This is a genomic window from Peribacillus sp. NPDC076916 (genome assembly GCF_050269675.1).
GTDB lineage: Bacteria > Bacillota > Bacilli > Bacillales > DSM-1321 > Peribacillus > Peribacillus aracenensis.
The window spans coordinates 15,177-30,932 of record NZ_JBNNIU010000012.1; the positions used below are offsets into that span (position 1 = coordinate 15,177).

General features: G+C 38.6%; 12 protein-coding genes. 7 read left to right on the forward strand and 5 right to left on the reverse strand.

Features of this window, described 5'->3' with window-relative positions:
* From lpdA to ACQKFG_RS23135, 5 genes are all read left to right on the forward strand, one after another.
* Nucleotides 1–1,383, forward strand: a complete 1,383-nt coding sequence (gene lpdA / locus ACQKFG_RS23115; RefSeq protein WP_427563247.1) for a dihydrolipoyl dehydrogenase — start codon at nt 1–3, stop codon at nt 1,381–1,383.
* A 22-nt stretch (nt 1,384–1,405) separates the two neighbouring features.
* Nucleotides 1,406–2,182 (forward strand): acetoin reductase, encoded by a 777-nt coding sequence (locus tag ACQKFG_RS23120; RefSeq protein WP_192204810.1) that lies wholly within the window; start codon nt 1,406–1,408, stop codon nt 2,180–2,182.
* A gap of 213 nt (nt 2,183–2,395) precedes the next feature.
* The gene (locus ACQKFG_RS23125; protein WP_427563250.1) at nt 2,396–4,282 is read left to right on the forward strand and encodes a sigma-54-dependent Fis family transcriptional regulator; all 1,887 of its coding nucleotides are present in this window, start codon (nt 2,396–2,398) and stop codon (nt 4,280–4,282) included.
* Nucleotides 4,283–4,354: 72 nt separating this feature from the next.
* Nucleotides 4,355–5,332 (forward strand): NAD(P)H-dependent flavin oxidoreductase, encoded by a 978-nt coding sequence (locus ACQKFG_RS23130; protein ID WP_427563252.1) that lies wholly within the window; start codon nt 4,355–4,357, stop codon nt 5,330–5,332.
* Nucleotides 5,333–7,837: 2,505 nt separating this feature from the next.
* Nucleotides 7,838–8,545 carry an exosporium leader peptide-containing protein gene (locus tag ACQKFG_RS23135; RefSeq protein WP_427563254.1) on the forward strand — a complete coding sequence of 236 codons (708 nt, stop codon included), beginning with the start codon at nt 7,838–7,840 and terminating at the stop codon, nt 8,543–8,545.
* A 485-nt stretch (nt 8,546–9,030) separates the two neighbouring features.
* Here the strand turns inward: ACQKFG_RS23135 and ACQKFG_RS23140 are convergent, their stop codons facing one another.
* Together ACQKFG_RS23140 and ACQKFG_RS23145 are read right to left on the reverse strand one after the other, a co-directional pair.
* Nucleotides 9,031–10,005: a bile acid:sodium symporter family protein gene (locus ACQKFG_RS23140; protein ID WP_427563256.1), complete on the reverse strand. Its 975-nt coding sequence runs from the start codon at nt 10,003–10,005 to the stop codon at nt 9,031–9,033.
* 4 nt (nt 10,006–10,009) lie between these two features.
* Nucleotides 10,010–11,398 (reverse strand): FAD-binding oxidoreductase, encoded by a 1,389-nt coding sequence (locus tag ACQKFG_RS23145; RefSeq protein ID WP_427563258.1) that lies wholly within the window; start codon nt 11,396–11,398, stop codon nt 10,010–10,012.
* Nucleotides 11,399–11,901: 503 nt separating this feature from the next.
* Here ACQKFG_RS23145 and ACQKFG_RS23150 point away from each other — a divergent pair.
* Entirely contained in the window at nt 11,902–12,690 is a 789-nt protein-coding gene (locus ACQKFG_RS23150; protein WP_192204815.1) for a FadR/GntR family transcriptional regulator, read from the forward strand.
* A gap of 181 nt (nt 12,691–12,871) precedes the next feature.
* Here the strand turns inward: ACQKFG_RS23150 and ACQKFG_RS23155 are convergent, their stop codons facing one another.
* The gene (locus ACQKFG_RS23155) at nt 12,872–13,054 is read right to left on the reverse strand and encodes a hypothetical protein (protein ID WP_427563260.1); all 183 of its coding nucleotides are present in this window, start codon (nt 13,052–13,054) and stop codon (nt 12,872–12,874) included.
* Between the two features lie 336 nt (nt 13,055–13,390).
* On the opposite strand from ACQKFG_RS23155, the gene ACQKFG_RS23160 reads away from it, so the two are divergent.
* Complete coding sequence (locus ACQKFG_RS23160) at nt 13,391–13,762, forward strand: cyclic-phosphate processing receiver domain-containing protein (protein WP_192204817.1); 372 nt, start codon at nt 13,391–13,393, stop codon at nt 13,760–13,762.
* 355 nt (nt 13,763–14,117) lie between these two features.
* Here ACQKFG_RS23160 and ACQKFG_RS23165 read toward each other — a convergent pair whose 3' ends face one another.
* A complete protein-coding gene (locus ACQKFG_RS23165; RefSeq protein WP_427563262.1) occupies nt 14,118–15,035 on the reverse strand; it encodes a DMT family transporter in 918 nt (305 codons plus the stop codon).
* Nucleotides 15,028–15,720 carry a GntR family transcriptional regulator gene (locus ACQKFG_RS23170; RefSeq protein ID WP_427563362.1) on the reverse strand — a complete coding sequence of 231 codons (693 nt, stop codon included), beginning with the start codon at nt 15,718–15,720 and terminating at the stop codon, nt 15,028–15,030. The genes ACQKFG_RS23165 and ACQKFG_RS23170 overlap by 8 nt, the downstream gene beginning before the upstream one ends.
* Between the last annotated feature and the right edge of the window lie 36 nt (nt 15,721–15,756).

Consider the following 15,756-nt stretch of genomic DNA (forward strand, 5'->3'; position numbering starts at 1 on the left):
TTGAATCGTATAGCTATTATAGGCGGCGGTCCTGCAGGGTATGTAGCGGCAATCACTGCTGCCCAGCAGGATAAGGAAGTCATATTGGTAGTCGATGGGCCATTAGGGGGCACCTGTTTAAACGAAGGCTGTATGCCAACGAAGTCATTATTGAAAAGTGCTGATACGTATGACTTGGTGAAAAATGCCGGTCATATGGGAATTCGCCTGCCCTCCAATTTGATTGAAGTCGATTGGGATACCGTACAAGAACGAAAGAGAGATGTCATATCTAAACTAGTGAACGGCATTCGATATTTAATGAATAAGAATAAAATAAAAGTCATTCAGGGAAGGGCGTCTATCCTGACGGGCCATCGACTGCGAATCGAGAACGGAAATAAAAATGAAGAGATTGAAGCTAGTAAGATCATCATTTCAACTGGGTCCGAACCGATTCCTTTACCTTTTGCGCCGTTTGATGGTGAATGGATCATCCACAGTGGCCAGGCCATGTCACTTCCTGCCATTCCCGAGTCGCTGCTCATTGTCGGAGGCGGCGTCATCGGATGTGAATTTGCCAGTATTTATAGCAGGATGGGCACCAAGGTTACCGTTATCGAAATGGGGGCAAAGCTGCTTCCGGGGGAAGACGATGATATTACGAGCATCCTTCATGGAGAATTAAAAAAACAAGGCGTAACGGTCCAAACCTCCACATCTGTCAAAAACATCAATGCAACCAGTAAGACGGTATTTTTGGAGAAAAGCAATGGCGAATCGGAAGAACTTCATGCAGATTACGTACTCGTATCAATAGGGAGAATACCAAGAGTGAACGAAATGGGCTTAGAGGGAAATGATATAGATTTTTCCCGACTTGGCATCTCGGTGGATGATCGAATGCAAACAAGCAATCCATCGATTTATGCCTGTGGTGATGTGATAGGGGGCATACAACTTGCCCATGTTGCTTTTCATGAAGGGCGAGTTGCGGCTCTGAATGCCTGTGGCCAATTTGCACAAGTGAATTACCGGGCAATCCCTCGCTGCATTTATACCTCCCCGGAGATTGCCAGTGTAGGCTTGACTGAAAAAGAAGCGCGTAAAAAATATGGGGAAATTAAAGTTGGTGAATTCGCTTTTTCCGCAAATGGGAAAGCGATCCTTTCCAATGAACCGGTAGGAAAGGTCAAAGTGCTAGTGAACCCACAATATAATGAAATTCTAGGTTTTACCATTGTTGGTCAACATGCGACAGAATTGATCGGTCAAGGTACGGTCATGCTGCATGCAGAAATAACGGCAGATATGATGGATGATTTTGTAGCGGCACATCCAACATTGTCGGAATCCATTCATGAAGCTTTTTTGAACGTTGTAGGTCAAGCTGTGCATTCATAAAAACCAGAAGGGGGATTTTTATATGGCTAGCGGTCAACGGACGGCGGTAGTCACTGGTGCAGGACGCGGTATCGGACGTGCCATTGCATTAAGATTGGCTCAAGATGGATTGAATGTGGTCATTAATGATGTCAATCTGGATACGGCTGAATCGGTCGTGAATGAGATCAGGGAAATTGGGCGTGAAAGCTTTGCCGTTAAAGCGGATGTAAGCAATAGACGGGAAGTATTCGAAATGGTGAATCAAGTTGTGGAACGTTTTGGACAACTGGACGTTATGGTTTCAAATGCAGGTATTGCTCAAATAAAGCCTCTATTGGAGGTAACACAAGAGGATCTGGAGCAGATTTTCAATATAAATGTAAATGGTGTCCTCTTTTGCCTCCAAGCTGCTGCTGAACAAATGAAAAAGCAGGAAGGCGGGAAAATTATAAGTGCTGCCAGCATCGCCAGTTACAAAGGCTTTAGTTTACTAGGTACATACTCGGCCACAAAATTTGCCGTAAGAGGCATTACACAAGCGGCAGCACAGGAATTGGCCCAGTTTGGCATTACGGTGAATGCATACTGTCCAGGTATTGTCGGGACGCAAATGTGGGATTTAATTGATGAAAAAATGGGTCAATATATGAATCTTGCTAAAGGGGAAACATTTAAAAAGTTTACAGATTCCATAACCTTAGGACGCTCCGAAACGCCAGAAGATGTTGCGAAATTCGTATCTTACCTTGCTTCACCGGATTCGGATTATATGACAGGGCAATCCATCATGATAGATGGCGGGGTTATATTTTCATAAAACTAACGCATTATATTGTTAGATGGAGAAGCATCGTGTGAATGATCACATGATGCTTTTTGTGTAAACTAAATCTATATATTGTAAGCGGATACATAATCTACTATAATTAAATGGACCTCGATTAACATCCTATTTTATACTCCATGGTATTTTTCCTCTAGATTGACTGGTCAAATGAAGGTTTAAACCAAATGATTAGAGGAGGATTTTATGCTATCCACTAGTTGTTATCTACGCACATGGGAACGCTTTGTAAGTGAAGGGGTTCTCGATTCAAATCGTCTGAACAAGCGAATAATGGAATCCTGGCATCGCTGCAAAAAAGAACAAGTCAACCCATACCTTAATAAAGGCAAACACATTTTGACGAATGAATTATTGGACATTCAAAGAGAAAAGAACTCCTTCCTATTAGAAGTGGCATCACCCCAATTAACTAGGATGAATCAATCAATAAAAGAATCAGGAATGATGGCCTTATTGGTCGATCCGGATGGATATGTCCTTTCACTTTCCGGAAACGAGAAAATCCTCGATGAGGCAGGCAAAATAAATTTTGTGGAGGGCGTATGCTGGACGGAGGGGGAGGTCGGAACGAACGCGATTGGAACAGCCTTGAAAACGGGTGAAGCCGTAATGATTCAAGGTACCGAGCACTATTCAATTGCCTCACACAAATGGAGTTGCTCTGCCATGCCCATTTTAAATGAAGACGGTAAGATATTGGGAGTTTTGGATATATCATGTCCAGTAGATTATTTCCATCCTTCCATGCTGGGTATGGTAGCCAGTTTGGCGTATACAATCGAACAGGAAATGGGAGTGCGTTCCTATAAAAAGGAGCTGGCATTGACCCAGCACTCGATAGAACTTGCAGAGACCTACCCGGATTTGCCTTTTATCGTCTGTAACCATAAAGAAATGATAATCTCCGCCAGTAAACAGATTCGCAAAAAAATTCCTCAATCCATTGGTATGGCATTGGCCGATCTATTAAATCACGGATATCGAATCGTAAAGGAAAATCCGCTTCTATCCAAAGAGGATAATAGAGTTTCAGGTAAGTGTTTATTCTTATCAGAGAATCATGGTCATGAAACCAATCGGCTTTTCCCTGCTTCAATGCCTGCAGAGAGGTTCGCCTTCAAAGGGGAAAGCGGGATTAGCGAAGCCTTTCATAACACATTACACAAAGTGAAGCTTGTTGCACCGACAGAAGCAAATGTGTATATTTCTGGTGAAACAGGGGTCGGGAAAGAGCTTATTGCCATGGCCATTCATGAAAATGGGTTTCGTAAAAAAGGACCGTTCGTCACGATAAATTGTGGGGCCATACCTAAAGAATTAATGGAGAGTGAATTATTCGGGTATGTCGAAGGTGCTTTTACTGGGGCTAAACGGCAAGGGCACAAAGGGAAGTTCGAGCAGGCAAATGGAGGGACCATTTTTCTCGATGAAATCGGTGAAATCCCTTCAGCGATGCAAGTCGCCTTATTGCGTGTACTCCAGGAAAGAAAAATCGTTCCAATCGGTGGCACAAAAAGCATTTTATTGGATATTCGCATTATCACTGCAACACACCGTAATCTTGAAGAGCTTGTCAATGAAGGGTCCTTTCGGAAGGATTTATACTATCGGTTGAACGTTTACCCCATTCATGTACCGCCCTTGAGGGAAAGGATTGAAGACATTCCTTATCTAGTCAACTACTTGTGTGCGAAAAATAATTGGAATATTCCATTAACGGAAGAATTATTGAATCGTTTAAAAGAGTACAATTGGCCAGGCAATATTAGAGAATTGCAGAATGTACTTCAGCGATTGACCATCTTACTGGCGGAAGGACCTCTGGATTATGGTAAAGTGTTGAATTCCATGCATTCTCAACCCGTTACACGGCATGATGATTTCCCTGCATGGGAGGAACCTGGTGATAAAGGCATATCGGGAAAAGAACTGACGATCCGTGAAAAAATTCAACGGGATTTAATGATAGAGGCATTACAAAAATCAAGAGGGAATGTAACGGCTGCAGCAAAGTTGATGGATATACCAAGAAGTACATTTTACAAGCGGCTCCATAAGTATGGTATATAGACATGACGTGTGTACATGATGTAAGAAGAGTAGATTGGTGGAAATCCATGGAAAATGAAAGGGGTATGGCAAATGAAAACAAGAATTACTGAATTATTGGGGATTGAATATCCGATTATTTGCGGCGGGATGTTTCAAGTTGGCCGAGCCCCGCTCGCAGCCGCCGTGTCAGAAGCGGGAGGACTAGGCATCATTACTTCGAAAACACAGGTGACCCCAGAAGGTCTCCGTGATGAAATACGCAAAGTGAAAACTTTGACCAAGAAGCCCTTTGCTGTCAACCTGAACTTGTTTCCAAGTCAAACCGCAACCCCGAATGATGAGTTCATTGATATTTTAATTGATGAAGATATAAAGATTGTTGAAACGAGTGGCCGAAACCCAGAAAGTTTAATGCCCAAACTTAAAGAGCACGGCTTTACCGTGATACATAAGGTAGCGAACGTCAAAAACGCAATCTCAGCAGAGAAATTAGGAGTCGATGCCATTATCATTGTAGGGAATGAAACAGGCGGGCATCCAGGCATGGGGGATGTAGGAACGCTTGTCATGCTCCCTAGAGCCGTTGACTCCGTTACTATTCCAGTAATAGCAGGCGGAGGATTTTCGGATGGCAGAAGCCTAATTAGTGCCTTGTCACTCGGTGCTGAAGGAATCGTCATGGGAACTCGCTTTATGGCAACGAAAGAAGCGCCGATCCATGATAACGTGAAGCAGTGGATGGTATCTGCCAATGAAATGGATACAGTTGTCATCCAACGGAATATAGGCAGTCCGTCGCGTGTAGCATTAAATGCCATCAGTAAAGAAGTGGACAAACTTGAAAATGAAGGTGCCACCATAGAGGAATTGATTCCACTAATTACGGGACAACGAAGCAAGAAAGTATACTTTGAAGGAATTTTAGACGGAGGAATATGGTCATGCGGACAATCTGTAGGACTGATAAAAGAAATATTGACCGTCAATGAACTAATAACACAAATCATCCATGAAGCAAAAACTTCGTTCGAATTCATCCAAAGCCGTATCGAATCCATTCGAACATAAATAACGTATCAGGAACATGAGATCAAGTGCTATTTCGTGTTCCTTTTTTATAGGTTGATGGGAAATTGGGTTTAATCGAACTCTAACGCGAAATGCGTATTCAAGAAAGTAAATAGGTACATAACCCATCAATAACTTGCTTACCAATTTTCCTCAACATTTCGTGATTAGAGTTTACATAATATTATTATTCCGTTTTATAAAAATATGTTGTCATCTGGCATTAACTTATAATCTGCCTTGATTTCTGAAACTTTTTAAACATTTATATGTAAAAATCGATTTTTACGATTTACATATAAATGAATTGCATTCAAGATACAAAAAAATGATTGCTGATGGTAGGAATTGTTATTTAACAAATTCGATTTGCAGGGTTACCTTATAACCATTGGCAGCTTCCTATTGATGCATGTTGTTGCAATTATGAAAGCAGTTCCTTAAAATCGCTATCCTTACTTAAAAATAAGTTTAAAACAGAGCGGATGGATCATCATTTATTAAAGGTTATTCATGATATAGGCAGTTATAAGTTAAAAGAGTGATTATGTTGCTAAATAGAGGTGCCCATTATCACTTTCAGGAAGAGAAAGTGGGAATTTCAAGTTGAAGACCCTTGGAGTTGTTATTGGTAAAGTTATATTAATATATTTTTTTAGAAGTGTTAACCCGTGATTTTTCTCATATTGCCATATATTTTATATATCAGAATAACAAAAATGATAGATCAGGTCAGTTAATGATAATATTTTGATAAATATAGAATTATTAATGAGCAACATGAATAAAAAGGTATTCAGAGTAGCAGCGTTTGTGATAGAAGGGGGGAACCTTTTATTACTTCATGTCTATATCTTCATACACAACAACAGAAGGTTTATCCTAATTCTTTGTATCGAGAAATGCTGAATTGGTTCAGATAGGAGCAATTATGATGTTATGACTTCCGATGACAACGTAATCCAAATGGACATGTATTGGTCCTTAAACGGACGGAAAAAGGAAGAAAATGAAGGTGCCACCGGTTTTTACTGAATGGAAAACTAATATAGCTTAGAATTGATATGAGATCCTTAGAGTCAAATGACTAAGTGTATTAAATAATTGAACTAATGTGATTAATCGTAGTCATAACAAAATAGCGACAAACAAAAAATATCAGCAATTATATTAACAGATAAATTACGATTGAGAATAAAAATCAGAATTTTAATTGACATTTGAGAATTAAATATTATGGGACTTAATTCATTGTAAAATTAGCTTAAATCCAAGCAAAAGTTACTGCCAATATTTAATCCAATAAAAAATTGAAGATCAATCATTTTTTCTAAATGAACGTAACAATATTTACTTAAAGTATTAGTTAACAATGAGTAATTAGATAAAAAGATATTAATAAATAATTGTAGTGTATCAATTTAAAAATTTGCATTTCGTCTCACTAAGTTAAGTATTCTTAAGATATGAGATATAATTAACAATAAAAATACAACTTCCTATAATATATATTATGTAAACTAGAATCAAAATAATGATAGTACCAATTTGTTGTCTATCTCATCTCCTATCTCATCTTTAGGATATTTCATCGTTTGATATAGTACTGTTTTTTAACTGATGTGTTTATCGTTGATACATTGCTTTTCCGTTTCCACTTTTGAAATATTTATAACAATGTACGTAATTATTGCTCTTACTTTTTCCGCAATCACCACAACGATACCTTTTTTATACATGCTAGACATATCCTACAATTACCATTTAAAGTTTTTTTATTAAAAGCTTCATTACTTATTTCATATAGATTAATGTGATTGATTCTAAATTCTCTGTTAAGACATTCTTTCTAAAATCTTTATCTAATTGATAAAGATCCTTGTTAGTATGTATTCCTTTCATTTCGTTACTCTCGATAAATTCACAAAGTCTTTACAAGATATGCTATTCATGAATCTAAACTTTTCAAATAAACTCCAGGGTGATTCAAATTCAGAGATCCACTTGTTGTTCCAATCGCAATGGGACTCGACAAATACTTCTCTTATTATGAAAATCATATTACTCAAAGGCAACAATCCATTGTTCGAAATGCACTTCAACAAGCAAATTCTCCTCAGTTGTATATATTTTTTTCAATGTCCGGTATATACATAACGTTGGTAAATCGCTATCCTAGCTTCTTCTTTAAAACGCCTAGCGCCCAAAAGATATTCAGTGATCCTTGATCCTTCATCCTTCATCCTTCATAAATAGTACGTACTCAATTTAACTTTAAATAGCCTGATTTAAAAATCAAACTTAAAAATCCAAGCCTTTTTTTTATATCGGCATATATATTGTAGAAAGGAGTGATTAACTTGTCCAATTACGATTAAAAGTATTATCAGGAAAAGTATCGGTTTTATAAAAAGAAGTACAATTGTTGCAAAGAATGCCTCGAAGAAAACAGAAAAAAAGCTTCATTGCTCGACTTTTCGGAAAGTGAACAATGAGGAAAAAAGGGTGAGTAAAATAGAAAAGCCAATTCAAGGTCGCAGATTTGTTGACACGACCTATAAGTGTAATAACGATGATTTCCTTAATAAAAACGAGCATAAAAAATGTAAGGAGTGTGAACAAGGTCCTCGAGGACCTCAAGGACCTTCAGGACCTCAAGGATTTCAAGGGCTTCCAGGACCCCCAGGACCTCAGGGAGAAACTGGACCTCCAGGACCAGGGGGTGCTTTGGCTTATGGATCATTGTACGATCCGTCTGGGAATTTTGTCACAGTGTCTACGGTAAATCCCCCTACTCTGGGGCAGAAGGTTGTTTTCACAACCCCTGGTCCGTTATTAGGAACAGCTCCTTTTCCTCCTGGTCTTGGACCTTATACTGATATTGAGGTTCTGACTGATGGGGTATATGAGATTAGCATGGATTTAACTGCTAGACTAATTAATGCTTCTAACTTAACGTTTAATACCGAAGTGCAGTTCAGGTTATTCATCAATGACACAACCCCAGTTCTTGAAAGTACTTTTGAATCCTTTAATCGAATTACAGGCGGTCCGGGCGGCCAACCAATACAGGTTGAAGCTAGAAACACGATAGGAAAAACAATCCAACTTCGATTATCCGCAAACGATAGGCTAAGTATTAGAGTTATTACTGCTTCTGCCAATGTAACATATAGGTATCCCTCATTAGTAGTCACTAAAATTGCCAACTAGCTGCCAAAGTCAGTAAATCGGAAAAAGCCCCAACCTAAATGTTGTGGGCTTTTTCCGATTTACAACTTTATGATACTTAATGACGGTGGTGAGCAAGTTAAAATAGAAAATCAAACGATTTATAGTTAGAGTAAAAGGAAATTAGCCCCTCTCCTCCCTTCATTTCAAAATCTTAATGTCTTTTTGAATGATACTTTCACTTGGAACCTTCTATAAAAAGATCGCTAATTATATCAATTAATTCATGATTTTGTTCTAGAACTTCATAAATTTTTTCTTTTTTGATATTTGTATTCTGCCTGTTAAAGCTATTGCTACTACATGCTTGCTGTAGGAGAGCATTAACAGAATGACTCTCTTTTTCCTAGATGAATTCTAGAATTCAAGCAGCATGGTTATTTGCCCCTCCACTTCCCCGACCGGAAAATATTGCAACAGCAAAAAAATCCCTGCTGGGAGCATAGGATCTTTTTCATTTCATATTATTAAAGCTTGTTCTCTACTGGCTGGACTGTCCCTTCCTCTATACTGACGCCGGCATGTTTTTTTGACCAGTAAGTCGCAAGAATTGGTCCTGATATGTTGTGCCATGCAGCAGCCAGGACACTTGGAAGTGCTGCCAGCGGGCCGAAATGTGCCGTAGCAAGCGCAACGCCTAACCCGGAGTTCTGCATGCCCACTTCAATCGAAATCGCTCTTCTATTGACTTCATCAAGTCCAAGCACTTTTGCTGTCATGTAACCAAACAGCAGTCCAAATCCGTTGTGAAGCATCACGGCAGTAAAAATGAGGAACCCGGATGTAGCGATGCTAGCTACATTGCCTGAAACTACTGCGCTTACAATCGTAATAATGGCCGCTACCGAAATAAGTGGTAAAACGGTTAAGCTTTTTTCAACTATTACCGGGAAAAGCCGCTTAATGCCCAAACCTAAAACAATCGGAAGAAGGATGACTTGTATAATGGACTTAAACATATCAAAAAAATCGACCGGCATCCATTGGCCCGCCAACAAAAGCAGAAGCAGCGGAGTCATGATTGGAGCCAGTAAAGTTGATACCGAGGTCATAGCTATCGACAAGGGTACATTACCTTTTGCAAGATATACCATAACATTAGAGGCTGTTCCGCCCGGTACACAGCCGAGCAAAACCAGACCTGCAGCTAATTCGGGTGGCAAATTCATAAGTTTCGCAATAAGGAATGCCACAGATGGCATGATGATGAACTGGGCGCAAACTCCAATAATTACGGGCAGTGGTTTAGTGATGACGATTTTAAAATCAACTGCCTTCAAAGTAAGCCCCATACCAAACATGACAACCCCTAGCAATATCGGAATATAGCCTCCCAATCCCAAAAATGGCTCTGGAAAAATAAAGGCAATGACGGAAATTAAGATAACCCAAACAGCAAAATATTTTCCGGCTAATGCACTAAACGCTTCTAATACCTTCATTTCATCACACTCTTTCTTGCATAAATATTTTACTTGGATTTAATAAATTATCTGGATCAAGGGCTACTTTGATTTTTTCCATCACAAACAGTGAGTTCCCATGTTCTTTTTTCTGATATTTTTGTTTACCGACCCCGACTCCGTGCTCCCCAGTGCATGTTCCGTTCCGCTCAAGGGCATACAGGACAATTTGTTCATTTAGCTGTTCTGCTCTTTTAATCTCTTCTAGATTTTTGTTATCAATCATTAAGAGTACGTGATAGTTTCCATCGCCTACATGGCCGACAATCCCACCGGTAAGGCCCAGAATATCAACAGCCTCCCTTGCATGTTGAATGGCACCGGACAGCTCTGAAATCGGAAGGCAGACATCAGTCACCATCAGTTTTTTTCTAGGATAGCCATGAATATAAGCATAGGCAAGATTATGGCGAGCTTCCCATAGGCGGTTCCTGGCAGCATTATCTGCCTCAAATTCAATATCGAGACAATGATGTTCTGCTACTATTTCTTTAGTGAAATCTACATCTTGCTTCAACCCTGCTTCATTACCATGAAACTCCAAAAATAGTGTAGGCGCTTCGTTATAGCTTGTATCACTATAATGGTTAACCTGCTTCATTGATGGTTCATCGACAAGTTCCACCCTTGCAATTGGAACACCTGACTGCAAAATGGATACAACAGCTTCTACCGCATGGTTCAATGCCGGAAATGATGCTCTTGCCGCCATAACGTGCTCAGGAATTCCGTAAACTTTCAACGTCAATTCCGTAAAGCAGCCAAGGGTTCCTTCAGAACCAACAAAAATACCGTTTAGATGGTAACCTGATGACGATTTAGCTGCCAAATTGCCAGTATGTATAATCGAACCATCTGCAAGAACCACTTCAAGGTCACGGACTTGGTCACGCATCACACCATACTTTACTGATGTCGTTCCACTGGCATTTGTTGCCGCCATTCCGCCCAGAGTAGCATCAGCTCCAGGATCCACGGAAAAAAACAGCCCATATTTTTTCAATTCTTTATTTAGTTGCGAACGCGTTACGCCAGGCTGAACCTTTACGAGAAAATCGTTTTCACGCACTTCAATGATTTTATTCATTAGTGAAAAGTCAATGGTTATGCCATGATTGTACGGTATGACATGGCCCTCGAGGCTTGATCCCAACCCAAAAGGGACGATCGGGATTTTGTGCATATTGGCCAATTTCACAACATCACTAACTTGCTGTGTTGTTTCTGGAAATACAACAATATCGGGAAGACTTACAGCATGATATGATTCATCTCTGCCGTGCAATTCTCTCACTGTCTGGTTTACTGTTACTTGACTTTCCGAAAGAACTTCCTTTAAAGCGTTGATCAAATTTACACTAGTTGCTTCCATTCAATTCTCCTTCTTTCTGCTATAACATCCGCTTTTGTCATATCAAAAGCTTTGGTCGCACCTATACCAAGATTAAGTTTCTACTTCTAAGCTTCAACTATTGAGTGAATCCCCCTCCCTAAAAATCTTAAAAAATGATATCGTTTTCATTAATGAATAGATTGACCTAGACCATTTTTGTCATTTCATAATTGGTCTAACCAATTTTCATTATACTAAATTTTTTGACTTTTTCAACAATTATATATATATTACTTTTCTCCATAAATTAATCGTTATTTTGACAGTATTATAGGCGGTTTTCCTACCCTCTAACAAAAGATGAATCGCCTTCAATTCCTAAATGAACGGTTTCGACTGAAATAAAGTAATAATATATTTTCAAAATTGGTCTAACCAATAGAAGGTCTGAAATTATCTTCTTGCTTCATTAATGAATGCTTGTTAAGATGATTCCACTTAGTCGTATCAACTTGTTGTTATTGAAGGATGTGAAGGAAGTAATGGATTCTATACCAGTTAAATCCCCAAAAGTGTACGAAATCATCTTCAATCAAATTAAGGAATCTTTTATTAGCGGTGAATTAAAACCTGGGGATAAATTACCCCCTGAGCGGGAGTTGTCCAATCGTTTTAAAGTGAGTCGAACATCAATCAGGGAAGCCCTTCGAGTATTGGAGATTAACGGAGTCATTGAGGTCAGACCAGGTGACGGGACATTTATCAGACAATCTGATGTTAAGTTCCTGATCGAACTGCTATCCAACTCAATCATCAAAGCTAAGGACAACATGGTCTATGAAATGCTTGAAGTCCGTCGAGTAATTGAAACCGAGTGTGCTTTTCTTGCTGCACAAAGAGCAAACTCCCTAGATTTACAAAATATTCTTAATGCTTTAGAAGAAATGGCACGTTCGGAACATGATGAAGAATTAGGCTTGCGAGCAGATTTGATGTTTCACTATAGTGTCGCAAAAGCCACAAACAATTCCATATTTGCTGGATTGGTCCATACCCTTAGTGATCAAATGAAAGATACTATTCGTGCCACTAGACGGCATCGTTTCGCAAAGCCAGGTCATTTTCAAGAAACGCTTCAAGAACACAAAGAAATCTACTATTCTATCGCATTAAAGGAAGCGGATAAAGCCAAACAACTGATGGACGCCCATATCATTCGCATTAGAGAACAGATGGCCACAGCTACACTTGAAAGCATTGGAGATGATGCCAAAATTGTTGCTTATCAAAATGAAAAAGACCTTCATCATAATGCTGAAGGTGAAAAATAAGTTCCGCTTGCGATAACTAATGGAACATGGAGGTATACCTCTTAAATTATTGCTAACTGATGTTTTATCGGGGACCAATTAAATTTGACATAAAAAAGCGCCTTTTCTCAGAGGGCGCTAAGTTGGTTATTTATAGTTAAAAATTTGATTCCCTTTATATGTGAAATAGTAAATATTGGTTTTACCCTTTTGATATAGTGCAGGAATCAACGTTACATTCTTTTAGAGCATTATCAATCAATGAAAGCTGATCATTAATCATTGATAAGTAGAAATTATGATGATAGTCATTTATTTGTTCCTTTAACTCCAACAGCCGCGTTTTGTCCCTTAGTACAAGGAAAATCTCTTCTGGATGTAACATATCACTTCTCCTTTTAGTCAAGATACTACCTTTTACCCTAATTATTACAATTATTAACTTTTAAGTAAGTTTTGTACCTTATTTCACAAGGAATATTTAGAGGGAGTTACTAAACTGTTTGAAATCATGCAACTGAGTTTCATAAGGGAGTGGCTGAAGAAGTACAACGATAAGTATATAGAATATTTATAAAAAAAGGCTGTCGCATATTAGCCTTTAACGTCGAAAATGTCCCCTTCATACATTTTTATGTTAGACTTAATATATAAAATCATATTTTCTAAGGTTTTTTTGACTTTTATTAATCACGCTTTTATAGGGAAAGGAGTATAAGAAATGGAGAAAATCAGCGTTTTTCTGGATGACTATCGGAAAGCTCCCGATGGCTATGTGTTAGTCGAGACTATTGACGAATGTATAGAGCTATTGCAAAACTTTGATATTGAACACCTCTCTTTGGACCATGATTTATTAAATAAAACTAGGAATGGTTTTATGCTTGTTCAAAAGATGGTCAAAGAAAAGCTTTTTGCTAACCGCATTACTATTCACTCTGCTAATTCAATTGGCGGTAAAGCAATGTATAACTGTTTAAAGCAAGCACAACGGAATTTAACAATGCCCTCTTCCATTATTGTTTCCTTACGCCCCCTGCCCCTCAAATTCTTCCCGTCAAAGGTTCTGCAACATTATATAGATATAAGGTAAACTCTTCTTAATTACATTTCATGGGAAAATTACCGGATGCTTTTGAGACCGTATTACGGAAACGATTCTTTTTGCTTTAAATCAACTTGAAGATGTTACTGTTAATGAGTCTATTGTAAGACCATCTCGACAACAGCCGTAATATATAAAATAGCATTTTCTAAAAATTAATGTATTTTTGAATGATTAAATGCATGCGTAAAACTCGGAAAATACAAAAAAGGCAATTCACATGCAGTGTAATTGCCTTTTTTTGATGTATGTTCAAGCTTCATGGTAGTTTAAAAGTTAAAGTTTATATCGCATTATATGCTATAGCAGAGATTCCATTATTTTGCCCGGCTTGCAACTGACATTACTTGTTTTTTACGATTGATAAAATCGTGATGGTACTTATAATGCAGAGTGTGCCGAGCCACTCGGCAAAACCGAATGTTACATTCAGCCAGAAAACGGATATTAAGGTTGCGGATAATGGCTCAACTGAAGCTAATAAACTTACCTCTGAAGCCGAGATGAATTTGGTACTTTCCAAATAAAAATAAAAAGCAATGATCGTTCCGAAAATGATGATGAATAATACCGCTGAAAATGAAGGTAACGTCCAATTGCCTTCGAATGCCCATGGAGGATGAATTATGCTAAAGCATATGCCTCCAATCAACATTCCCCATCCTACAACAATCATTGATCCCCATCTTGAAAGGAGTTCATACGGCTGCAATGTATAGAATGCCAATGCAAAGGCTGATGTTACTCCCCAAAATACTGCCCACCCCGAAATGGAAAGTGTATGTATGCTACCTCCTGTCACAAGCAAAAAAGTTCCTAAAATCGCTATGATCACAGCTACACTCACAGTAATGCTTGGAAGACGTCTGGAATGAATGGCTAAATAACAAGTGATCAGGGCCGGTGCCAAATATTGAAGGACTGTAGCGGTGGCTGCGTTGCCATGTTCAATTGCTGCAAAATATGTGTATTGGACAGCAAGCATTCCCAGAATGGCAAAAAGGATAATTTGAAGCGCATCTTTTTTATTTTTCCAAATCTCAAAAACTTTCAGTCTTTCGTTCTTATATGCGACACCTAATAAGATAATTCCAGAAAGCAACAAGCGCACAACAGTGAGCCACTCAGGACTGAAACCTTGATGCTGAAATAGATATTGAGCTGCCGTTCCTGATACTCCCCATAACGCAGCGCCAGTCAGTACTAGTGCAATCCCTTTATTTCTTGAAGTTGACATAGCAACTAAAGTATCATTACTCATATTTATCTTCCCCGCTTTTTACACGTTTCGAATGGGCTTGAATTCTATAATAACTTTCTTTCCAATTCTTTTCTATCATATTAAGCGCCATAGTGAGATTTCCATTCCTTAATGCCTGTATGATTCTATCATGCTCATCAACGGAAAGATGAACATCACTAACCTGATTGAAATAAAACAGTTCTATCCGTATAAGTTTTTGTTTGAGTCCTGATAGAATCCGCTTTAATTCATCATTTGTAGAAAGGTTGATGTAAATGGAGTGAAAGTCATCATCTTTCTGAACGGCCACTATTTGATTTCCCTCGTCGATTGCTTTTTTCACTTCATGATTGATGGCTTCCATTTCAATTAAGTATTTTTCTTCAATGAAATCAAAAGCCTGTTCCATAGCCAACTTTTCCAGTGTCCAAACAATGGAATATATGTTTAATACCCCTTCGAATTGAATAGGGGAAACAATAGTTGAACGGCTAGGCTTGGTCTCTACAAATCCTTCATCCTCAAGCCTTAAAAGTGCTTCTCTAATGGGGGTTCTGCTTACTCCCAATTGTTCAGCTAATTCTTTGTCACGTAATTGTTGGCCTGGTGTTAGGATTCCCTGTACTATCCAATCCCGCAATATCATGTATGCTTCTTCACGTACAGAAGTACGTTTGATTTTTTGTGATGAATTTGAATGCACCAACGGCTTTACCTCCTTGAAATATCAATATATAAT